Origin of the sequence: Limosilactobacillus balticus (genome assembly GCF_014145615.1) — a bacterium.
In the GTDB taxonomy this organism is placed as follows: Bacteria; Bacillota; Bacilli; order Lactobacillales; family Lactobacillaceae; genus Limosilactobacillus; species Limosilactobacillus balticus.
On sequence record NZ_JACIVH010000065.1, the window covers coordinates 116450 to 136912 of the forward strand.

Sequence of the window (20463 nt, forward strand, 5' to 3'; positions counted from 1 at the left end):
TTTAGGGTAGTAATTGGTATATTATACAGTGTGTTTAGCACTTGACCCTAATGAGTGCTAAAAGGGGAAGTGATATACGATGCTAACACAACGACAGAAAAAGATTCTGCAAGCGATTGTACGTCAATACACATCAACTGGTCAACCGGTTGGATCAAAACATTTAGCAGAAAAGTTGCCTTTTAAGGTCAGTTCAGCAACTGTCCGTAATGAGATGGCGGTTTTAGAGGACAATGATTTGATCTTAAAAGAGCACTCTTCATCAGGCCGGATTCCATCGAAACGAGGTTACCGTTATTATGTTGATAATTTGCTTGATCCACAAGCAGTTACTGATAATGACTTGGTAGTGATTCAAAACTCACTTGGAACCGGCTTTCAAAAAATTGACGAGATTATTTCACACTCTGCAGATATCTTATCAAACTTAACTTCATATACTGCTTTTACATTAAAGCCTGAGCAAGAAAGTGTTCGTTTAAGTGGCTTTCGAGTTGTACCGTTGGGAAATCATAAGGTTATTGCGATCTTGGTTACCGATAGCGGTGAGGTTGAAAATCAGTCGTTCACTTTGCCACCTGACATTGACACAGATGCAATGCAGGCAGTAATTAGAATGATTAATGATCAATTAGTTGGCTTGCCACTATCAGAGGTGATAAAGCGACTGAAGGATGATATTCCACTTCAGGTTCTGCATTATATGCATAGTCCTGATGGCTTCCTTGATATTTTTGATAATGTCTTATCTCAAGCAGCCCGTGAGCGGTTTTTCGTTGGTGGTCGATTGAACTTACTAGATTTTGCAAGTACTCATGATCCCCACGCAATCCAATCATTATATGGCTTGTTAGATAAGAATGACAACTTATCAAATATCTTGGATTCGACACTTACCTCGGATAATGGAGTTAATGTTAAAATCGGTCAAGAAATCTCTAAGAATAAGCTTCTTGATGATTATAGCTTGATTACTGCAAGTTATAATGTTGAACAATATGGACGAGGAATTATTGCAGTTCTTGGTCCAACAAGGATGCCTTATTCACGGACGATTGGAATTGTAAATGCCTTTCGCCAAGAATTAGCAAAACGGCTATTAGATTTCTACCGTCACTATTATGATTCATAGGAGGCGAGTTAATTGGCCAAGGAAAAACAAGAAGATCAACAAAAACAAACTGCGCCTGAAAATGAAAAGGCACCTAAAAAAGATATAAAAAAAGAGGCTTCAGATAAGAAAGATGATCAAACTTCTAAATTAAAAGAAGAGATCGCTGACTTAAAGAAGCAGCTCGCTGATAAAGATGACAAATATTTGCGAGCAGAAGCAGAAATTCAAAATATGACTAATCGTTTTAATAAAGAACGGGCTCAAATCCTTAAATATGATGGTCAGGATTTAGCAAAGTCAATTTTACCCGTGCTTGACAACCTTAAGCGGGCATTAGCAATTGAGGTTGTAGACGATCATGGTAAACAACTTAAAAAGGGTATTCAAATGGTCCATGATCACCTTGTCAAGGCATTGAATGATCATGGCATTACTGAAATCAAAGCTGATGGTGAAACATTTGATCCTACTCTTCACCAGGCAGTTCAAACTGTTCCGGTCGAAGAAGGTCAGAAGCCTGAAACTGTTGTTAATGTTCTTCAAGCAGGATATCAACTTAAAGACCGGGTATTACGCCCAGCAATGGTTGTTGTAGCTCAATAAATTTGTGAGAGAAGGAAATAAATTATGGCAAGTAATAAGATTATTGGTATTGATTTAGGTACTACTAACTCTGCGGTTGCTGTTATGGAAGGTAATGAACCTAAAATTATCACCAACCCAGAAGGAAGTCGGACAACACCATCTGTTGTTTCATTTAAGAATGGTGAAACTCAAGTTGGAGAAGTAGCAAAGCGTCAAGCAATTACTAATCCCAACACTATTTCATCAATTAAGAGTCACATGGGTGAAGCAGGATACACTGTTGAAGTTGATGGCAAGAAATATACTCCACAAGAAATTTCAGCAATGATTTTGCAATACCTTAAGAAATATGCTGAAGACTACATTGGTGATACTGTTACTCAAGCAGTTATTACTGTTCCTGCATACTTTAACGATGCTCAACGTCAAGCTACTAAGGATGCCGGTAAAATTGCGGGCCTTGATGTTAAGCGGATTATTAACGAACCTACTGCTTCATCACTAGCGTACGGTCTTGACAAGAAGGACAAAGATGAAAAGATCCTTGTTTATGACCTTGGTGGTGGTACATTCGATGTTTCCATCCTTGAATTAGGTGACGGTGTCTTCCAAGTTCTCTCTACGAATGGTGATACTCATTTAGGTGGGGATGACTTTGACCAAAAGATTATGGATTGGTTAATTGATGACTTTAAGGAAGAACATGGTGTTGATCTTTCTCAAGATAAGATGGCTCTTCAACGCTTGAAGGATGCTGCTGAAAAGGCTAAGAAAGACTTGTCAGGTGTTCAAGAAGCTCAAATCAGCTTACCATTTATTTCAGCCGGCGAAAACGGCCCATTACACTTGGAAAAGACATTAAGTCGGGCACAATTTAACCAATTAACTAATGACTTAGTTGAACGGACAAAGCAACCAGTATTGAATGCTTTGAAAGATGCTGATCTTACTTTTGATGACATTGATGAAGTTATCTTAAATGGTGGATCTACTCGTATTCCTGCCGTTCAAGAAATGGTTAAGGAATTAACTGGTAAGGAACCTAACCACTCAATTAATCCTGACGAAGCCGTTGCTCTTGGTGCAGCTATTCAAGGTGGGGTTCTTACTGGTGATGTTAAGGATGTCGTATTACTTGATGTTACTCCACTTTCACTTGGTATTGAAACCATGGGTGGTGTCTTCACTAAGTTGATTGACCGTAACACAACTATTCCTACTTCAAAGAGCCAAATCTTCTCAACTGCTGCTGATAACCAACCAGCTGTTGACATTCACGTTCTTCAAGGTGAACGTCCAATGGCAGCAGATAATAAGACTTTAGGTAACTTCCAACTAACTGATATTCCTGCTGCTCCTCGTGGTGTTCCTCAAATCAAAGTTACATTTGATATCGATAAGAACGGTATTGTTAATGTTTCTGCTGAAGATCAAGGAACTCACAAGAAGCAAAACATCACTATCAAGTCTAACTCCGGCTTAAGTGATGAAGAAATTGAACGGATGAAGAAGGATGCTGAAGAGCATGCTGAAGCCGACAAGAAGAAGAAGGAAGAAGTTGACTTGAAGAATGAAGTTGACCAAGAACTCTTCCAAGTTGATAAGACTTTGAAGGAAGTTAAGGGTAAAGTTCCTGAAGATGATATCAAGAAGGCTGAAAGTGCTCGTGACGAATTAAAGAAGGCTAAAGAAAGTGGCAACCTTGATGAAATGAAAGCTAAGAAGGATGCTTTGAATAAAGTTATTCAAGACCTTAGCGTAAAGCTTTACCAACAAGCTCAAGGTGCACAAGGTGGCGCTACTAATGGTCAACCTGGTGATAACCAACAAAATGGTAATGACAACGGTAATGATGACAATACTGTTGATGGTGATTTTAAGGATGTTACACCAGACGACAAGAAATAGCCTACGGTAAACAGTCTTAAAATGTTAGTGTAAAAGCCAAAGGCCAGAAAAAAGGACTTTGGCTTTTACTTTCGTTTGCTGGCTGTGGTATAACTAAACAAGCAATAAAGTAATGAGGTATTTATTATATGGCAGAACAAGATTATTATGACATTTTAGGTGTCTCTAAGGATGCATCCGAAAAAGACATCAAGCGTGCATATCGTCGGCTTGCGGCAAAATACCACCCAGATGTTAACCACGAGCCTGGTGCAGAAGAAAAGTTTAAGAAGATTAATGAAGCATATGAGACATTAAGTGATAGTCAAAAACGTGCTCAATATGATCAATTTGGTTCGGCTGGTCCACAAGGTGCTGGCGGTCAAGGTTTCGGCGGCTTTGGTGGTGGTCAAGCTTATTCTAACTTTGGTGGCGGCTTTGACGACATCTTTAGTCAATTTTTTGGTGGCGGCGGTCGTACTCGTCGGGACCCAACAGCCCCGCGTCAAGGGCGTGATTTGCAATATGCAATGACTCTTGATTTTATGGATGCGGTTTTTGGTAAAACAACTACTATCAAGTATGACCGTGATGCAGAATGTAAGACTTGTCATGGAACCGGAGCAAAGCCTGGTAAATCGCCAATAACTTGTCCACGGTGTCATGGTGCCGGAGTGATTACGAGTGTTCGTCAAACACCACTAGGCAATATGCAAACTCAAACCACTTGTCCAGAATGTAATGGAACTGGAAAGATTATTAAGCCAGAGGATCGTTGTGATACTTGCCATGGGGCAGGACATGTTCACGAACGTCATGAGCTAGAAGTAAAGGTGCCTGCCGGTGTTGATGATGGTCAACAAATGCGGCTCCAACATCAAGGGGACGCTGGTGAGAACGGTGGTCCAGCCGGAGATTTGTATATAGTCTTCCGAGTAACACCAAGTCGAGAATTTCGTCGTGATGGTTCAACAATTTACGTTGATCGTGATATTTCGTTTGCTCAAGCAGCCTTGGGAGACGAAGTAAAAGTTAAAACGGTTCATGGTGATGTCAACCTTAAAATTCCTGCTGGAACACAATCAGAAACTAACTTCCGTTTGCGTGGCAAAGGTGTTCCACATCTTAACGGTAATGGTAATGGTGACGAGCATGTTACTGTCCATGTTAAGACCCCCAAGAGCCTCAACAAACGTCAGCGTGAAGCAATGTTAGCTTTTGCGGCTGCTAGCGGTGAAGATGTTAAGGGTGTTAAGAAGACGGTTCTTGATAAGTTACGGGATGCCTTTGAGGATAAGTAAATAGTTTTTATAAAGCAGGAAAAGCTTAATATTTTTTCCTGCTTTTTGTATATCTAGTAGAAGGTTTCCCATTCTAAACGATGATTTGGTATACTAGATAAAGAATATTCGTTGAAAGTGAGTCTTTTTAAATGAACCTAGAAGAAATGAAAGAGCGGCAAAAACACATTCGGAATTTCTCGATTGTTGCCCACATTGACCATGGAAAATCAACGCTTGCTGATCGTATTTTAGAAATGACTGATTCAATCAGCAAACGTGAAATGAAAAACCAGATTCTTGATGATATGCCTCTAGAACGAGAACGGGGCATTACAATCAAATTAAATGCTGTTGCCTTGACATATCATGCTAAAGACGGTGAAGATTACATTTTCCATTTAATCGATACACCAGGGCACGTCGACTTTTCTTATGAAGTATCACGATCTCTTGCTGCCTGTGAAGGTGCTGTCTTAGTAGTTGATGCAACTCAAGGGGTAGAAGCACAGACCCTTGCTAACGTCTTTTTAGCACTTGACAATGACCTTGAAATTTTACCTGTTATCAATAAGATCGATTTACCGTCTGCTGATCCTGAGGGTACTAAGAAGCAGATTGAAGATGAAATTGGTTTAGATACTGATGAGGCAGTTGATATTAGTGCGAAAACTGGAATGGGTGTTGATGAAGTCCTGGAAAAAATCGTTAAGGATGTTCCAGCACCAACAGGAGATTTAACTGCGCCTTTGAAAGCTCTTATCTTTGATTCAAAGTATGATGATTATCGGGGAGTGGTTCTTAGTGTCCGGGTTGTTGAAGGTACGGTTAAAAAAGGTGACCGAATTAAATTAATGAACGGTGGTACCGAATATGAAGTTGCTGAAGTAGGGATTAACTCTCCTAAACCATTGGCACGTGATGTATTAATGGCCGGGGATGTAGGTTACATCACCGCGGCAATTAAAGATATTAAAGATACCCGGGTCGGTGATACGGTTACGAGTGCGGATAATCCTACAGATAAGCCACTAGAAGGTTATCGTCAAATGACGCCAATGGTATATGCTGGACTCTATCCAACCGATAATGCTAAGTTTAATGATTTGCGTGATGCGTTGGAAAAACTTCAACTTAATGATGCAGCATTAACTTTTGAACCGGAATCATCGCAAGCATTGGGATTTGGATTCCGCTGTGGTTTCTTAGGATTACTTCACATGGATGTTATTCAAGAACGACTTGAACGTGAATTTAATCTTGATTTAATCACGACTGCACCATCAGTTACTTACCATGTTGAATTAGCAGATGGGACAACAAAGGAAGTGGAAAATCCGGCTGAAATGCCAGATGCTTCTTCCATTAAAGCGATTAAGGAACCATATGTCCGCGCTTCAATCATGGTACCAAATGATTATGTTGGCCCAGTAATGGAACTTTGCCAACGGAAGCGGGGAGACTTTGATACGATGGAATATCTAAGTGATACCCGGGTAAATGTTATTTATCATATTCCGTTGTCAGAAATTATTTTTGACTTCTTTGATAAGTTAAAGAGTTCTACACGGGGATATGCTTCCTTAGATTATGAAATTGATGGCTACCGGCCAAGTAATTTGGTTAAGATTGACATCTTGCTTAATGGCGATAAGGTGGATGCATTAAGCTTTATTGCTCACCGTGATTTTGCAGCAGAACGTGGTCGGGAAATTACTGCTAAATTAAAGAAGATCATTCCACGGCAAAACTTTGAAATTCCAATTCAAGCTGCAATCGGCTCTAAGATTATTGCACGGACTAATATTAAGGCCTACCGGAAAGATGTTACTGCCCGTATTCATACTGGGGATCCAGACCGGCGTGCTAAGTTATTAGATAAGCAGAAACGCGGAAAGAAACGGATGAAGGCTGTCGGAAAAGTTGATATTCCTCAGGCTGCTTTTATGGCCGTTTTGAAGACCGATGAGCAATTGGATGAGAAGTAAACGTTGATGTAAAGGCGTTTCTAACTTGCTAAATTTCACAAAGTAGACCAATTTATAGACCAATTAAAGTATTTTGCCCACCATTTGCCCACATGAAGTACCTTCGTGGGCAAGACGTAAGATACTTTGTGGGCAAATGGTGGGCAAGATTTTACATTTTAGCTATTTGATCAAATAGATTTGCTGTTTGATGTTTCTTCTTATTGCTAAGATGGACATAGGTATCTAGAGTGGTGGCAATTTTGTTATGGCCCAATCGTACTTGGACCTCTTTAGCAGATGCACCCGCTTCTAGTAACATGGTTGCGTGGGTATGACGCAAACTATGGAAATTAAATGGGAAACCTAGCTCTTTAGTGACGGTACTTGCATAGTACTTAATCGAATTGGGAGTGACAGGTTTCCCATTTTCTTTTGTACATACAAAGTTAGATTCATGGTAATTTTTACCATATCGTAAACGATTTTCATTTTGTAGTCGCCGCTGAACTTTAAGCGCATGGATAAGTTGATCACCGATTGCAATTGTTCGATAACTGGCGGCTGTTTTTAGTTTTCCAAGTCGAACATCCGTTTTGGAATACTGTTTCATCTGCTGAGTAACATTAATTTCAGCATCTGGTAAACTAACATTATCCCATTCAAGACCAGCTACTTCTCCACGCCTCATTCCAGTATAAAAGCTGATTAAGAGGGGAAGGTGAAATGGGTGGCCAAGAGGAAATTGCTCTAAAAGTTGATTAAATTGTTGTAGAGTAATAATTTTTAGATCTTCTCTTGTGGTTTTAGGATGGTTATATTTTGGCTGCCGGACGTATTCCGCAGGTGATTGAGTAAGAATGTGCCATGGGTGTACTGCTTGTCGAAAACCTTCCTTGATAACCATAAGAATAATTTCGACAGTATGACCATGGAGTCGTGTGTGATCAGGCTTGTATTCGGTAGAGTCTGCAATCTTATTAATAGTCTTTTGAATTAATTCTGGAGTAACTTTAGATAATTGGTAAATTCCGAGGGTAGGTTGCACATATTTATCCAAGACATGCCGATAATTCAGCTGAGTGTTTTTAAATAAGTTAGTCTTAACATAATTGTCATACCAAAATTCAAAGTAATCATGAGTTGAAATCTTATCAGTGTTGGTAACTGCTCCTGTATTTTCATAAAGCTCTAAAGTAACGCGTAATTGGTGCATTGCTTCCTTGTAAGAATCGCCTCCGACTCGTTCATACTGTCGTCTTTTTCCATCTTTGTCAGCAATATCAAAGCGGTAGTACCATTTTTTACCACGCTTTCTAACATTACCATTCATAGTAAAACTCCTTTCTGTTATAATAAAAACGTACTGAGGGTGTATTTCACCCCTAGTATTGCTATTGTGACCTCAATGATCGACCGGCCAAAGTTGGATCATTGGGGTTTTAATGTTTAAAATTTAATAGTATATTGTAGGTGTAGCACTTTTGCCCTCATTGATTGTCATTTGAGTAACATGTAAAGGAAAAATATTGTTCTTCATATTAAAACAATTTTTTCCAGGATCGTAATCCTTGATAAAATTCATTTTCTTAAATGACATTAAAGTTTCATGAACTACTTGCCTTAGGAGTGCTAGATGTAACTCTTTGAAGGGAATCCCTGGCATGTTTGGCATTTTAGTTGCTTGTAAAGAATATATATCATTCTTTAGGTTATAGTATTTTTCATTTAGCTCAGGGTCAATGTGAGCTCCGCCATCTTTATTTACAATGAATCTAACAAGTTCTTTTCTGGTGAATGAGGTATCTGAGGCAATTAAAATTCTTCCGTTCCACCAATGTTCAAAACTAATATAGTGACCAATTTCTAAATTTTTTTCATAGCATGATGGAAGGTAAACATATTTGCCAGCAACAAATGCATTAGTAACACTTCCTCCATATATAATTGGCTTTTCACCAAATTGACAAGTAGACAAAAATTGATCTTTATTAACTTCCGGAATAAGGTTTATTAATATATCACCATAGCTTTGTTGATAGAATAAAGTTCGCAATTGTGGAGTAGCCATTTTTATAGCTGTTCTCTCTCCACTATCGTATAGCTTTGCTGCATAATTTAAGAATTTAAGCTGTTCAATAAAAGCATCATAATATTCGCTTTGTGATCTTCTTATTTTTCTGTTAACCATTGAGGTGACTCCTTTGAATAAAAATATTATTATTGTTAATGATAAAAAAGATATTGATAATATTACTGAATTGGAATCTTTTTATTCAGAATTTCCAACTGATAGTAATATAGGCATTGATGAGCTAAAGGCACTGATGACTGGAAAAGCCTTAATAGATGTATCTGATGGTGAGTATATACATTGGTTACAGCTAGATAAACATGCTTTAAGATTTGCAAAGACTATACTAGAAAAGTAACTTGTAATTACAATACTTTCATCCCTTGTCACAGCAGGGGATGTTTTTTATTTAGTTGTTGTCATCGTGCATTACATCATAGAGTGATTCGCCATCGTAAGATATGTATAAAACTTTATCTGTGTTTTCAGGATTAACAATTGCAATAGGTGTCTTAATATGGCAATCATCATAAATTGTTTCTGATAAGTCATCGATTGATTTGGTAAGCTTGTTCCAATCGTGTTCAGATTCATCACCGTCAAGAACAGCGATCATTTCATCTTCAAACTCTTCATCAGTAGGTTTAATAGCAATAACGTCATTTTCTTTATCGTAGTAAACATCTGCAGAGTCATCATATTCTTCTTGCATGATAGACACTGCTTTGTTAATTCTAGAACGTTTTGACGCTTGAACTACTGTAATATTGCTACTATTCGTATTAACAACAACCGTCGTGGTAGCGAGGGAAACCCCAGCAAGGCCCACTGCCAACATAATCTTAAAACCTTTATTCATAAGTAAACTCCTCCGATTTCAGCTTTTAACGTCAATCAGCTTATTGGACGTACGTAATTATTTATTATCTTTTACAAGTTTTTCCAATTACTTTCTCATTTATTTATAACTATCTGTTAAAACCATAATGGCATTTTTACCAAAATACTTTTTAGCAAACCAACTATTAGCTTGTGTTTTTTCAATTTCAAGACGACCATTAAGCTGACCTTTAATCGTTATAGGATCACCAACAGCAATGCGTTTTTTATGCTTGCGACCTTGTAATAAAGTAAATCTCCCTAACATTCAGCTTTTTACGTCGTTCAGTATTTGGACATAGATCATTATTTAATACTCCACGAAACGTGAACTGCCTTACCAATAATTCGACCTGGAATATCTTTATCTAAGATAATTGGGTCGAGTTAATTATTATCTGGCATTAGCATAATAAGATTTCCCTGTAGCCCTCAATAATTTTTTCGGCTGTGATCGGATCCTCACAGGCAATCTCACCAATGAGGGGGATGCTAACACGCTGAAATTTATCTCCTAATGGATAAATTATATTAGTTGGCACTGTAAAATTGCTATTTTTTTCTTGGTTAATGTTATATTCCATCAGCCAACCTTCATCAACATTTAAAGCTTTCGCTAGTGAATGAGGCTTGTCTTGCTCGTCTTGCTAATTCTGCTGTTTTATTTTAGCACAGTTTTGTACATCCATCTCTGACTATGATAATGAATAGGCTGTAATATAGCGGGAGAAAAAATGAACAAGAATTAAAAGAAAGTCAAAGCGATTTGTTTTGATTTTGCTATTCCAGATATGTTAATAGTCATTTCTTTTTTAACTAGATGAACTAAGGATAGAACCACAAATTTTATAGAGTTCATGCCCATAATCAAGATAGGCAACTTGTGCAACTGATAACTCAAAATTATGCAGTATCATTCGATTAAACATGGTGGGTTTTTATACTCGCTCAATACTGCAACCTTCACCAAATTAGCGTATCATAGATAATGTAATCGCTATTATTTGAGGAGGAAATAAATATGCAAAATAAAGATGCTTGTACATCAATTATGGTCGGTAAAAAGGCTTCTCTCGACGGTGCTAGTTATATTGCTCGTAATGAAGATCGCGTAAAAGCAATTGAACCCAAGCGATTTTTAGTAAAACCGGCAGTAAAAGGACGCCACGAAACCTACGTCTCACCTTACAATAAAGTAACTGTAGCGTTACCAGAAGAGGGAATGCGTTATACTTCTACGCCAACCCTTGATCAAACAGCGGGACCTAATGAAGAAGATGGAATTAATGAAGCAAATGTGGCAGCTTCCTTTACTGAGAGCGTTTATGCAAATGATCGGGTGTTAGCATACGATCCATACGTAAAAAATGGCCTGGCAGAAGACTCACTTTGTACTTTAGTATTACCGTATATTCATTCTGCCCGTGAAGGTGTTGAATATACTGGAAAATTAATTGCTGAATTAGGGTCTGCTGAGGGAAACGGGATGCAATTTGCAGATGCAGATGAGATTTGGTATATGGAAGTAGTAACTGGTCACCAATGGGTTGCAGTTCGTATTCCCGATGATTGTTATGCTGTTACTCCTAACCAGGTAGCAATTGAAGATATTGATTTTGACGATCCTGATAATTATATGTGGGCCGATGAAATTCAAGAGTTTGTTGAAGAACACCAATTAAACCCTGACCATGACCGGTGGGATTTCCGCCATATTTTTGGTACCAGTACACAAAAAGACCGTCACTACAATACACCGCGGACCTGGTTTGCTCAACATTACCTTAGTCCTAATGCTTCATTAGGTCAACGTCCCGAAGATTCTGAGATGCCATTTATCCGTAAGGCTGAATATAAGATTGCTAATGAAGACATCCAGTATGTTTTAAAATCGCATTTCAATGAGACACCTTATGATCCAATGGGGGATGCTCCTGAACGCAAGACTTACCGAGCTATCTCTTTATCACGGACTGCTCAATCACATATTCTACAAGTACGCGATCTGAATAAATATAAAACGAGTATTCATTGGATTGAACTAGGAGTTCCAGCCTTTAATCCTTATGTTCCATTCTTTGCTAATGCTAACGATACTGATGAATCATATCGAAACGTTCCTGAAAAAATGAACTTAGAATCTGCCTTCTGGTTAAATGAAGCCTTAGCAGAGGTCGTTGAAAGTCATTATCAAGAATTTATGGAAAAAGATGAAGACTACCAAAAGGAGCTAAATGAATGGGCACGCCGTAAAATTGCGCAGGTTGATAAAGAAGCAGCTAGTCTTGAAGGGCAGGCATTAACTGATTATCTAACTGGACAAAATCATGAAATAGCTACCCATTATAATGAATGGACAAAGGCCCTCTTCTTTGAATTATTAACTGAAGGCTGTGAGCTTTCAAAGATGTCATTTAAGATGGATCCTAACCTTTAAGATATTTTGAATATTGACATTTCTCACTTTATTATTAAAATATAATTAATATAAAATGAGAGAAGGATAAAAATGAGAATTCAAGCAACCGATGAACGACATTATTTAGAAAAAGTTTTTACAAAATTGAGATTTAACCAAGAGAATAGTCAATTATTAGCAGACACTTTAGTTGATGCAGACTTGCGCGGGATCTCATCTCATGGGATTCAACGATTAGCATGGTATCGCCGGATGATTAAAGAGGGGACGATTATTCCGCAAAATAAAGCCAAAATTATTCGTGAGTTACCAGGTTCTGTCCTCGTTGACGCTAACCAAAATATGGGACAGCTCGCAACAGTTTTAGCGACTCAAAAAATAATTGAAAAGGCTAAGAAAACAGGAGTGGCAATTGCTGTTATTCGCAATTCGAATCACTTCGGCACTGCTGGTTACTATACAAGATTAGCGTTAGAAGTGGGATTAGTAGGAGTTGCCCTTACTAATACTCGTCCCCTGGTAGTCCCAACTAATGCCACTCAGGCTTTTCTTGGCTCCAATGCTTTTGCGTTTGGCTTTCCTGCTTCTCCACATCCATTTATGTTTGATGGTGCCACTTGTGTTGTTTCAGGTGGAAAAATTCAAGTTCATGCTAAAAAAGGCGAACCGCTACCAGGTGAATGGGCAGTTGATAAAAATCGGCAGGTAATAACTGATGCGCAAAAGGCAGAAGATATTCTTGCAACCGCGGCCTTTACTGAGGGGGAACAAAAGGGTGGGGGAGTTCTCACTCTTGGCGGAAGCAATGAGGAAAATTCTAATTATAAGGGGATGGGAAACTCTATCGTAATTGAATTATTGACGGGAATATTGGCACAAGGCTCTATTTCTGCTGATACTGTTAGTGGTAAACATGACTTTAGCCAATTTGTAATGGTTCTTAATCCAGCCTTCTTTGGTGATCCAGAGGTATTGAAGAAAGATGCCACGTCAATGTTAGATCGAATTCGCCAGCTTGAACATATTCCTGGTAAAGAAATTTGGGTACCCGGTGATCGTGAGTACCATTTATTAGCAGAAAATAAAGAAAAAGGTGTCACGATTGATGAAAAGACCTATCAAGAAATGAAAGAAATAGGAACTGAACTTGGTATTGATGTTCCTTAATAATTGATAAACTCCTTCAAATTCTGATAAGCGAAAGTGGTACACTGAACATATTAGGAAAAAGGAGCATCTTAAATGGAAGATCGAGAATTAGTAATGTTTTGGCTCGCAGGTGATCATAAGTTAGCAATTCGTAAGGGCCTTACTTCAACAATTTTAGCGAATGAACTTAGAAAAAAGGGTTATAAGGATAAATTAATAGAAGACTTTCTTAATGATTTTGCACGTGACTTGAAAAATGATCAAAAATAGGCATTAAAAAACTCCCAACGTTTATTAAACGCTGAGAGTTTTTTTATGGTACGATAATCTATCGTTTATTTATGAAGACGGCTTAGTTGTTACCTTGTAACTTTGCCATACCGTTCTTAGCAACTTCTTCTAATTGCTTAGCAGAGTCGGCCATAGCCTTCTTTTCACGGTCGTTAAGTGGAACTTCGATAACCTTTGCAACACCAGAAGCGTTAACAACAGCTGGAGTACCGATGTAAAGGTCGTTAAGTCCGTATTCACCGTTCATTGGGGCACCGATAGGGAGAACAGAATTTTCATCACGAAGAATAGCCTTTGAAATCCGCATTAAAGCAGTGGCAACACCATAGAAGGTAGCACCTTTGCGGTTAATGATTTCGTATGCCTTGTTACGAACATCATCTTCAATCTTAAGTAATTCATCTTCTGAAATGCCTTCATCCTTAGCGATGTCAAGTAATGGCTTGCCACCAACAGTAGCACTTGAGTAAGCAGCAAATTCGGAATCACCGTGTTCACCCATAATGTTAGCAATAACATCGCGAGGGTCAACATGAAGCTTCTTACCAAGAGCAACCCGAAGACGTGCGGAATCAAGTGAAGTACCTGAACCAACAACCTTGTTCTTAGGGAAGCCAGAAAGCTTTTGAACAGCATAGGTAAGGATGTCAACTGGGTTAGCTGCAACTAAGAAGATTCCGTCAAAACCAGACTTAACGATTGGTTCTACAACGGACTTAATGATCTTCAAGTTCTTATCAACTAATTGAAGACGAGTTTCACCAGGCTTTTGTGGAGCACCGGCAGTAATAACAACTAAATCAGCATCCTTGCAAGTGTCGTAATCTGCTGAGTAGATGTTCTTAGGAGCAGTGAAGGCAGTAGCGTCTTCGAGGTCCATTGCGTCCCCTTCAGTCCGTTCCTTAATAATATCAACAATAGCAAATTCTTCAGCAATTCCTTGTTGAGCCATTGCGAAGGCGTAACTTGAACCTACAGCACCGTCACCAACAAGAACAACTTTTTGATGATTCTTAGACATAATAAACAGTCTCCCTTTCATCTTATGTATACATTATTTGAGAATTCCTCTCACAATAATGATTATAACATTCCGCAGAAAAATTACTATAAGATTTTATAGATAAATTAGTTAGTAAATAAGCCTGCCCCTAAGATAATGACTGCTAAAAGGATCGCTGGCCAAAGTAAAACATGGATTAATGTCCCAATTAATAGGATAAGCAGAATTAGGCCGATAAATTTAACCGTTAAGACACCGATCTTCCATAGTAACCAGCAGATAAGAATAGCGATTAAGAGACTCACTATTGTAATCACCTTTCATTAAAGTATTTTGAACATAGTATAGCATTTTTTTGAAAATTAAAGTTTAAACATAGATTAAACTTTGGAACGTTGGTGACCTGTGCTAAAATATACCTATCTAGGGAGATTAATTTAAAATTGATCAGGAATAATAATAGAGGAGGTGGTTACCATTCTGAATCGAACTAAGCAGTTTATGCGCGACAATGATTTAATGTATAAAAAAGAGTACATTCGGCCAATGATGACACCCCAACACGTATATGTGTTCCGCTTCGGTAAACACAGATTAAATAATCGGGTAATTGTTCGTTATTCCCATACTTGGACCGGACGATTAAAAATTAACGAGATTGATGTTCGGTTGCATCACCAACATCATCCCCGTATTTTCTTGACTGAGTCCGACTTAATCGATTACTTAAGTCATCATTTAGAAAAAGAAAAGAAACGCGAACAAGAACGACCACATATTAGTAAAGTTGATAATAAAAATGATTAAACTTTATCTAAGTTGGTATTTATCGTGACCATTTACTTTTATTGTGGTCACGATTTTATTATTTAAGGAGGTCATTAAATGGATTGGACAGCAATAAAGGTAATAACTTCTAGTGAGGCCGTTGAAGCAGTTAGCTATATTTTGACAGATATGGGAGCACAAGGCGTTCAAATTGAGGATGCCGCTGATTTTGAAAACTTGCATGAGGGAAAGTATGGAGATTATGGTGAATTTATCGATCCATCATCAATTCCGCACAGAAAAAGTGGTGCAGCAGTGTCTGGATATTTCCCACAAAACGTATTTGTTCCTGAACTATTGCCAACTATCCATCAACGAGTGGCAAAATTAAAAGATTACGGCCTCAATCCAGGAGAAAATGATGTCTCAGCAGCGACTGTCGATAATCAACAATGGGCAACAGTTTGGCAAAAGTATTATCACCCATTAAGAGTAACTAATCAGTTAACAATTGTTCCACAATGGGAAGAATATCAGCCGGCAGATCCTAAAGAAAAATTAATCTTTCTTGATCCAGGAATGGCTTTTGGTACCGGGACTCACCCAACTACCCGTTTAATGCTTGAGGCCCTTGAAAAAACAATTGTTGGTAATGAATATGTCATCGATGTTGGTACTGGTTCTGGGGTTTTGAGTATTGCTGCTAAGCACTTAGGCGCAGGAAAAGTTGATGCTTATGATATTGACGAAGTAGCGGTTAATTCAGCAAAAAAGAATCTTGCACTAAACCCAGTTGCTAAAGATGTTAAGGTTGGTATAAACAGTTTGCTGGACGGAATCCATACCCAGGCAGACCTAATTGTTGCTAATATTCTTGCAGAAATCATCGTGCCTCTTATTCCACAAGCATATGAAAACCTTAAGCCTGGTGGTAAATTCCTTGTTTCCGGAATTATCGATGATAAGGCTTCATTAATTCGTCAAAGGTTACAAGAACAAGGATTTGTGATTGATGATGAGCAACAGATGAAGGACTGGCATGGAATGATCGCCCACAAGCCAACCGAGGTGAAATAAATGCAACGATATTTTGTAAATGCAACTCCAGCTGATGAAGTAACCCTACCACCTGAAGCAGCTCACCACTTGTTAAAAGTTATGCGTGCGGAGATTGGAACAACCGTTGAACTTGTATTAGCTGACCACTGTGTTTACCTCGCAACTCTTAGTGCTACCGAACCAACAACATTAAAAATCAATCAGAAGTTAGATGCTGATAGTGAATTACCAGTTTCAGTGACGCTTGCTTGCGGGCTTCCAAAGACTAAAGAGAAACCAGAATTAATTGTTCAAAAGGCAACCGAATTGGGGACAGACAAAATTGTCTTCTTTGATGCTGCTCGTTCCATTAGTCACTGGCAGGGGAATAAGCAGAAACGTAAGATTGAACGTCTGCAAAAGATAGCTGAATCAGCAGCAGAACAATCCCATCGAAATAAAATTCCACAGGTTGAATACAGTGCTAATCTAGCTCAATTGCTAGCCAATTATCCCGCTACCAAACGGATTGTTGCTTGGGAAGAATCAGCTAAACAGGGTGAAGCAAGTATTTTGGCGCAGCAATTTAATACCCTTAAACCAGGAGATTCGATTCTTGCCGTTTTTGGTCCAGAAGGTGGATTGACGGAAAATGAAATTGCCAAAATGAATGGAGCTGGAGTGGTAGCAGCAGGTTTAGGACCACGAATTCTACGGACCGAAACAGCACCTTTATATTTCATGGCAGCTATTTCATATGCAATGGAATTGTCATAATGTAGCCGGCTCACTTATGGTAAAATAAAGAACAGCTTTAATCGGTGATTTAAAACTGAATATAGGTGTTGAGAGAGAATGAATTTTATGAAAAAAGCATGGGAACATTTAGACAAGCCATTATGGCTAGCTAGTATTTTAATTGGGGGTGTATTGACGCTCGTTGTCGATAAGCTTCCATTTGTTACGCGGGTAGTAATGGTAGAGCTTGTCTTAATCCTTATTAATGGTATTTTTAGTATTTGGTCAGGTTATTGGATTTATAAGCACCAACGAAAATGGAGCGAGTTATTCATTTTTCCAATCCTTTACTTGATAACTGCGTATTTCTTTATGCCGCGGTACACTTATTATTTTGCCCTTGCGTACCTAGCGCTTGCGTACTTATCATGGGCAATGCGGCAACAAAAGTAAATGAAAGGAGGTCGTCTAATGTCAAAAGAGAAGGAATTGACACATGAAGATGTTCAAAAGATAGTTAGTTCTTATATGAATGAAGAACACGTTGCTTTAGTTGAAAAGGCATATCATTTTGCTGAAGTGGCTCACCATGACCAGCGACGTAAATCTGGGGAACCATATATTATTCATCCTATCCAGGTTGCGGGGATCCTTGCTAATCTTCATATGGATCCAGAAACAGTTTGTGCAGGATATTTACATGATATTGTAGAAGATACTGGAGCAACTTTAGATGATATTAAAGAGCTCTTTGGACCAACCATTGCAATGATTGTTGATGGTGATACAAAGCTCGGTAAGATTCGTTACAAATCAAATAAAGAACAAATGGCTGCCACTCATCGTAAGTTATTACTTGCAATGTCAAAGGATATTCGGGTAATGATTGTCAAACTTGCGGATCGTCTCCATAATATGCGCACCCTTAAGCATTTGCGACCTGATAAGCAGCGGCGGATCTCAAATGAAACCCTTGAAATTTATGCTCCAATTGCAGATCGGTTGGGTATCAGTACTATTAAATGGGAACTAGAAGACCTGTCATTACGGTACTTAAATCCGCAACAATATTACCGGATTGTTCATTTGATGAATTCACGGCGCGATCAGCGGGTTGATTATATTGATGAGTCAATTAAGTTGATAAAAAAGGCGATTGCGGATTTGGATTTAGGACCGAACGTTGAAATTTATGGTCGGCCTAAACATATTTATTCTGTCTACCGTAAAATGGTTACTCAGCATAAGCAATTTAGCCAAATCTATGACCTCCTTGCAGTTCGAATTGTTGTTGACTCAATTCGTGACTGTTATGCTGCTCTGGGAGCGATTCATACCAATTGGAAACCAATGCCTGGACGGTTTAAAGATTATATTGCAATGCCTAAGACTAACGGGTACCAATCCTTACATACGACAATTATTGGACCAGAAGGACGGCCGTTAGAAGTACAGATTCGGACTCATAAGATGCATGAAATTGCCGAATATGGGGTTGCGGCTCACTGGGCATATAAAGAAGGCAAGACTAATGGAATCCAACAAACGCAGGATAGTCAAAAGCTAAATGTCGTCAAAGAAATCCTTGAATTACGAAGTGAAAGTCAAGGCACAGATGAATTTATGCAAGGGATTCAGAGTGATATATTTACTGATAAGGTCTATGCATTTACTCCTAAAGGTGACGTAATTGAAATGCCTAAGGGGTCTGGACCACTTGATATGGCTTATCAAATTCATACTGAAGTCGGTAATCATACAACTGGAGCTAAAGTAAATGGTCGGATTGTCCCCCTTGACTATGAGATCAAAAATGGTGATATTGTTGATATTTTGACATCATCATCATCAGCTGGTCCAAGTCGTGATTGGTTTGATTTAGTTTCAACACGGCGGGCTCGTAATAAGATTCGTCAATTCTTCCGCGCACACGATCGTGAAAAGAACATTGAAGAAGGAAAACAACTTCTCGAAAATGAACTCCGTGAAGCAGGATACTCGCCAGCAGAGTTAATGACTGATGAAAAATGTGAGGAAGTAGCTCAGGAGACTCATTATAATAGTAGTGACGATATGTTTGCGGCACTAGGCTTTGGTGATTTGGCTCCAGTTGGTATTAGAAATCGTTTTACTGCTGATATCCGTCAGCAGGTTGAAAGCGACCGCCAACAAGCAGCAGAAAAAGCCGTACTAGAAGATCATCAGACTCTTGAAAAGCCGAATGAACGTGAAAAACAAAAGCAGGCTAAAGCATCCAGTGAAGGCGTAGTTGTTGAAGGAGTTGACAATCTTCTTGTGCGTTTGAGCCATTGCTGTAGTCCAATCCCAGGAGATGCTATTACCGGTTACATTACAAAGGGTCGGGGAGTGTCGGTTCACCGGGATGATTGTCCGAATATTAAAGCTGCCCGTAAAAACGGCGAACGAATTGTTAGTGTTTACTGGGCAAATCCTAATGGTGATAAAACAAATTACAATGCAGACTTAGAAGTTCAAGGCTACAATCGAAATGGCTTATTAAATGATGTTTTACGTTCAGTAAATAACAGTACTCGCTTCTTAAATTCAGTTAACGGAAAAGTTGACCACAATAAGATGGTAACAATTAGTTTGATTATCGGAGTGCGTAATTTACGGCAGTTGCAACTGATCATGGATGGCTTAAAGAACATTCCAGATGTTTACGTTGTCAAACGGATTATTCGATAGGAGGGCACTTGTGCGAGTTGTTTTACAAAAAGTAAATCATGCAGCAGTTTCAATTGATGATGAAGTTGTTGGCAAAATTGGTCTTGGCTATTTTCTCTTAGTCGGTTTTGCTCCAGATGATACCGAAGAAAAATTAGACTACTTAGTGCATAAAATTACTAATCTTCGTGTTTTTGAGGATGAAAACGGTAAGATGAATAAGGGACTACGGGATGTTAATGGTGCGATTTTATCCGTCTCCCAATTTACCCTTTATGCTGACACTAAGCATGGAAATCGTCCTGGATTTTCACAGGCTGCTCGTCCTGAGATTGCTGAACCGTTATATGATCTTTTTAATCAAAAATTAGCAGCTACTGGTATTCCTGTTGAAACCGGACATTTTGGAGCCATGATGAAAATTGATCTGGAAAATGATGGTCCCACGACAATTATTTATGAACGTTAAATCGAGTAGGAGATAATTGATTATTTCAATTATCGACCTCTCACACCACCGTACGTACGGTTCCGTATACGGCGGTTCGACAACTTAATCACATTGAATTGACTGGAGCGTCTT

22 protein-coding genes are annotated in these 20463 nt (G+C 38.7%); 15 read left to right on the forward strand and 7 right to left on the reverse strand.

Annotated elements, in window-relative coordinates; genetic code table 11:
• The first annotated feature begins 79 nt into the window (after positions 1–79).
• The 5 genes from hrcA (at position 80) to lepA (ending at position 6854) form a co-directional block, all read left to right on the forward strand.
• Positions 80–1132: a heat-inducible transcriptional repressor HrcA gene (hrcA, locus tag H5S10_RS06005; RefSeq protein WP_182586957.1), complete on the forward strand. Its 1053-nt coding sequence runs from the start codon at positions 80–82 to the stop codon at positions 1130–1132.
• A gap of 12 nt (positions 1133–1144) precedes the next feature.
• On the forward strand, positions 1145–1717 hold the full coding sequence (grpE, locus tag H5S10_RS06010; protein WP_182589054.1) for a nucleotide exchange factor GrpE: 573 nt from the start codon (positions 1145–1147) through the stop codon (positions 1715–1717).
• Between the two features lie 24 nt (positions 1718–1741).
• The gene (dnaK, locus tag H5S10_RS06015; RefSeq protein WP_182589055.1) at positions 1742–3607 is read left to right on the forward strand and encodes a molecular chaperone DnaK; all 1866 of its coding nucleotides are present in this window, start codon (positions 1742–1744) and stop codon (positions 3605–3607) included.
• Between the two features lie 128 nt (positions 3608–3735).
• A complete protein-coding gene (gene dnaJ / locus H5S10_RS06020; RefSeq protein WP_003665811.1) occupies positions 3736–4887 on the forward strand; it encodes a molecular chaperone DnaJ in 1152 nt (383 codons plus the stop codon).
• Between the two features lie 131 nt (positions 4888–5018).
• A complete protein-coding gene (gene lepA, locus H5S10_RS06025; RefSeq protein ID WP_003665812.1) occupies positions 5019–6854 on the forward strand; it encodes a translation elongation factor 4 in 1836 nt (611 codons plus the stop codon).
• 151 nt (positions 6855–7005) lie between these two features.
• Here the strand turns inward: lepA and H5S10_RS06030 are convergent, their stop codons facing one another.
• Together H5S10_RS06030 and H5S10_RS06035 are read right to left on the reverse strand one after the other, a co-directional pair.
• Positions 7006–8166 (reverse strand): site-specific integrase, encoded by a 1161-nt coding sequence (locus H5S10_RS06030; RefSeq protein ID WP_182589056.1) that lies wholly within the window; start codon positions 8164–8166, stop codon positions 7006–7008.
• 123 nt (positions 8167–8289) lie between these two features.
• Positions 8290–9024, reverse strand: coding sequence for a response regulator (locus H5S10_RS06035; protein ID WP_003668163.1), 735 nt, complete (start codon positions 9022–9024; stop codon positions 8290–8292).
• Between the two features lie 4 nt (positions 9025–9028).
• Here H5S10_RS06035 and H5S10_RS06040 point away from each other — a divergent pair, with 4 nt between their 5' ends.
• Positions 9029–9265, forward strand: a complete 237-nt coding sequence (locus H5S10_RS06040; RefSeq protein WP_035152832.1) for a hypothetical protein — start codon at positions 9029–9031, stop codon at positions 9263–9265.
• Between the two features lie 51 nt (positions 9266–9316).
• Here the strand turns inward: H5S10_RS06040 and H5S10_RS06045 are convergent, their stop codons facing one another.
• The 3 genes from H5S10_RS06045 to H5S10_RS06055 form a co-directional block, all read right to left on the reverse strand.
• Positions 9317–9766 carry a hypothetical protein gene (locus tag H5S10_RS06045; protein WP_182589057.1) on the reverse strand — a complete coding sequence of 150 codons (450 nt, stop codon included), beginning with the start codon at positions 9764–9766 and terminating at the stop codon, positions 9317–9319.
• A 99-nt stretch (positions 9767–9865) separates the two neighbouring features.
• Positions 9866–10054, reverse strand: coding sequence for a hypothetical protein (locus tag H5S10_RS06050; protein ID WP_182589067.1), 189 nt, complete (start codon positions 10052–10054; stop codon positions 9866–9868).
• 136 nt (positions 10055–10190) lie between these two features.
• Positions 10191–10370 carry a hypothetical protein gene (locus H5S10_RS06055; RefSeq protein WP_182589058.1) on the reverse strand — a complete coding sequence of 60 codons (180 nt, stop codon included), beginning with the start codon at positions 10368–10370 and terminating at the stop codon, positions 10191–10193.
• Between the two features lie 437 nt (positions 10371–10807).
• Here H5S10_RS06055 and H5S10_RS06060 point away from each other — a divergent pair, with 437 nt between their 5' ends.
• The 3 genes from H5S10_RS06060 (at position 10808) to H5S10_RS06070 (ending at position 13624) form a co-directional block, all read left to right on the forward strand.
• Complete coding sequence (locus H5S10_RS06060; RefSeq protein WP_182589059.1) at positions 10808–12223, forward strand: C69 family dipeptidase; 1416 nt, start codon at positions 10808–10810, stop codon at positions 12221–12223.
• Between the two features lie 72 nt (positions 12224–12295).
• Positions 12296–13372 carry an Ldh family oxidoreductase gene (locus tag H5S10_RS06065; protein WP_182589060.1) on the forward strand — a complete coding sequence of 359 codons (1077 nt, stop codon included), beginning with the start codon at positions 12296–12298 and terminating at the stop codon, positions 13370–13372.
• Positions 13373–13447: 75 nt separating this feature from the next.
• A complete protein-coding gene (locus H5S10_RS06070) occupies positions 13448–13624 on the forward strand; it encodes a hypothetical protein (protein WP_182589061.1) in 177 nt (58 codons plus the stop codon).
• An 82-nt stretch (positions 13625–13706) separates the two neighbouring features.
• Here H5S10_RS06070 and H5S10_RS06075 read toward each other — a convergent pair whose 3' ends face one another.
• Together H5S10_RS06075 and H5S10_RS06080 are read right to left on the reverse strand one after the other, a co-directional pair.
• Positions 13707–14666, reverse strand: a complete 960-nt coding sequence (locus tag H5S10_RS06075; RefSeq protein ID WP_003665815.1) for an L-lactate dehydrogenase — start codon at positions 14664–14666, stop codon at positions 13707–13709.
• A gap of 107 nt (positions 14667–14773) precedes the next feature.
• The gene (locus H5S10_RS06080; RefSeq protein ID WP_003668154.1) at positions 14774–14953 is read right to left on the reverse strand and encodes a hypothetical protein; all 180 of its coding nucleotides are present in this window, start codon (positions 14951–14953) and stop codon (positions 14774–14776) included.
• Between the two features lie 196 nt (positions 14954–15149).
• Between H5S10_RS06080 and H5S10_RS06085 the strand changes: the two genes are divergently transcribed.
• The 6 genes from H5S10_RS06085 (at position 15150) to dtd (ending at position 20349) form a co-directional block, all read left to right on the forward strand.
• Positions 15150–15455: a hypothetical protein gene (locus tag H5S10_RS06085; protein WP_153701363.1), complete on the forward strand. Its 306-nt coding sequence runs from the start codon at positions 15150–15152 to the stop codon at positions 15453–15455.
• A gap of 78 nt (positions 15456–15533) precedes the next feature.
• Positions 15534–16493: a 50S ribosomal protein L11 methyltransferase gene (gene prmA, locus H5S10_RS06090; RefSeq protein WP_182589062.1), complete on the forward strand. Its 960-nt coding sequence runs from the start codon at positions 15534–15536 to the stop codon at positions 16491–16493.
• On the forward strand, positions 16494–17231 hold the full coding sequence (locus H5S10_RS06095) for a 16S rRNA (uracil(1498)-N(3))-methyltransferase (RefSeq protein ID WP_182589063.1): 738 nt from the start codon (positions 16494–16496) through the stop codon (positions 17229–17231).
• Positions 17232–17318: 87 nt separating this feature from the next.
• Positions 17319–17645, forward strand: coding sequence for a hypothetical protein (locus tag H5S10_RS06100; RefSeq protein ID WP_233446401.1), 327 nt, complete (start codon positions 17319–17321; stop codon positions 17643–17645).
• A gap of 18 nt (positions 17646–17663) precedes the next feature.
• Positions 17664–19901, forward strand: a complete 2238-nt coding sequence (locus H5S10_RS06105; RefSeq protein WP_019252194.1) for a RelA/SpoT family protein — start codon at positions 17664–17666, stop codon at positions 19899–19901.
• A gap of 10 nt (positions 19902–19911) precedes the next feature.
• Positions 19912–20349, forward strand: a complete 438-nt coding sequence (gene dtd / locus H5S10_RS06110) for a D-aminoacyl-tRNA deacylase (protein WP_003665822.1) — start codon at positions 19912–19914, stop codon at positions 20347–20349.
• Positions 20350–20463 lie beyond the last annotated feature (114 nt).

What these genes read in the sequence shown, in the direction of transcription:
- H5S10_RS06085 (WP_153701363.1), top strand. Translation starts at nt 15,150, where the DNA reads ATGCGCGACAATGATTTAATGTATAAAAAAGAGTACATTCGGCCAATG.
- H5S10_RS06095 (WP_182589063.1), top strand. Translation starts at nt 16,494, where the DNA reads ATGCAACGATATTTTGTAAATGCAACTCCAGCTGATGAAGTAACCCTA.
- dnaK (WP_182589055.1), top strand. Translation starts at nt 1,742, where the DNA reads ATGGCAAGTAATAAGATTATTGGTATTGATTTAGGTACTACTAACTCT.
- H5S10_RS06050 (WP_182589067.1), bottom strand. Translation starts at nt 10,054, where the DNA reads ATGTTAGGGAGATTTACTTTATTACAAGGTCGCAAGCATAAAAAACGC.
- H5S10_RS06100 (WP_233446401.1), top strand. Translation starts at nt 17,319, where the DNA reads ATGAAAAAAGCATGGGAACATTTAGACAAGCCATTATGGCTAGCTAGT.
- prmA (WP_182589062.1), top strand. Translation starts at nt 15,534, where the DNA reads ATGGATTGGACAGCAATAAAGGTAATAACTTCTAGTGAGGCCGTTGAA.
- lepA (WP_003665812.1), top strand. Translation starts at nt 5,019, where the DNA reads ATGAACCTAGAAGAAATGAAAGAGCGGCAAAAACACATTCGGAATTTC.
- H5S10_RS06075 (WP_003665815.1), bottom strand. Translation starts at nt 14,666, where the DNA reads ATGTCTAAGAATCATCAAAAAGTTGTTCTTGTTGGTGACGGTGCTGTA.
- H5S10_RS06070 (WP_182589061.1), top strand. Translation starts at nt 13,448, where the DNA reads ATGGAAGATCGAGAATTAGTAATGTTTTGGCTCGCAGGTGATCATAAG.
- hrcA (WP_182586957.1), top strand. Translation starts at nt 80, where the DNA reads ATGCTAACACAACGACAGAAAAAGATTCTGCAAGCGATTGTACGTCAA.
- H5S10_RS06105 (WP_019252194.1), top strand. Translation starts at nt 17,664, where the DNA reads ATGTCAAAAGAGAAGGAATTGACACATGAAGATGTTCAAAAGATAGTT.
- H5S10_RS06045 (WP_182589057.1), bottom strand. Translation starts at nt 9,766, where the DNA reads ATGAATAAAGGTTTTAAGATTATGTTGGCAGTGGGCCTTGCTGGGGTT.
- dnaJ (WP_003665811.1), top strand. Translation starts at nt 3,736, where the DNA reads ATGGCAGAACAAGATTATTATGACATTTTAGGTGTCTCTAAGGATGCA.
- H5S10_RS06060 (WP_182589059.1), top strand. Translation starts at nt 10,808, where the DNA reads ATGCAAAATAAAGATGCTTGTACATCAATTATGGTCGGTAAAAAGGCT.
- H5S10_RS06035 (WP_003668163.1), bottom strand. Translation starts at nt 9,024, where the DNA reads ATGGTTAACAGAAAAATAAGAAGATCACAAAGCGAATATTATGATGCT.
- H5S10_RS06055 (WP_182589058.1), bottom strand. Translation starts at nt 10,370, where the DNA reads ATGGAATATAACATTAACCAAGAAAAAAATAGCAATTTTACAGTGCCA.
- H5S10_RS06065 (WP_182589060.1), top strand. Translation starts at nt 12,296, where the DNA reads ATGAGAATTCAAGCAACCGATGAACGACATTATTTAGAAAAAGTTTTT.
- H5S10_RS06030 (WP_182589056.1), bottom strand. Translation starts at nt 8,166, where the DNA reads ATGAATGGTAATGTTAGAAAGCGTGGTAAAAAATGGTACTACCGCTTT.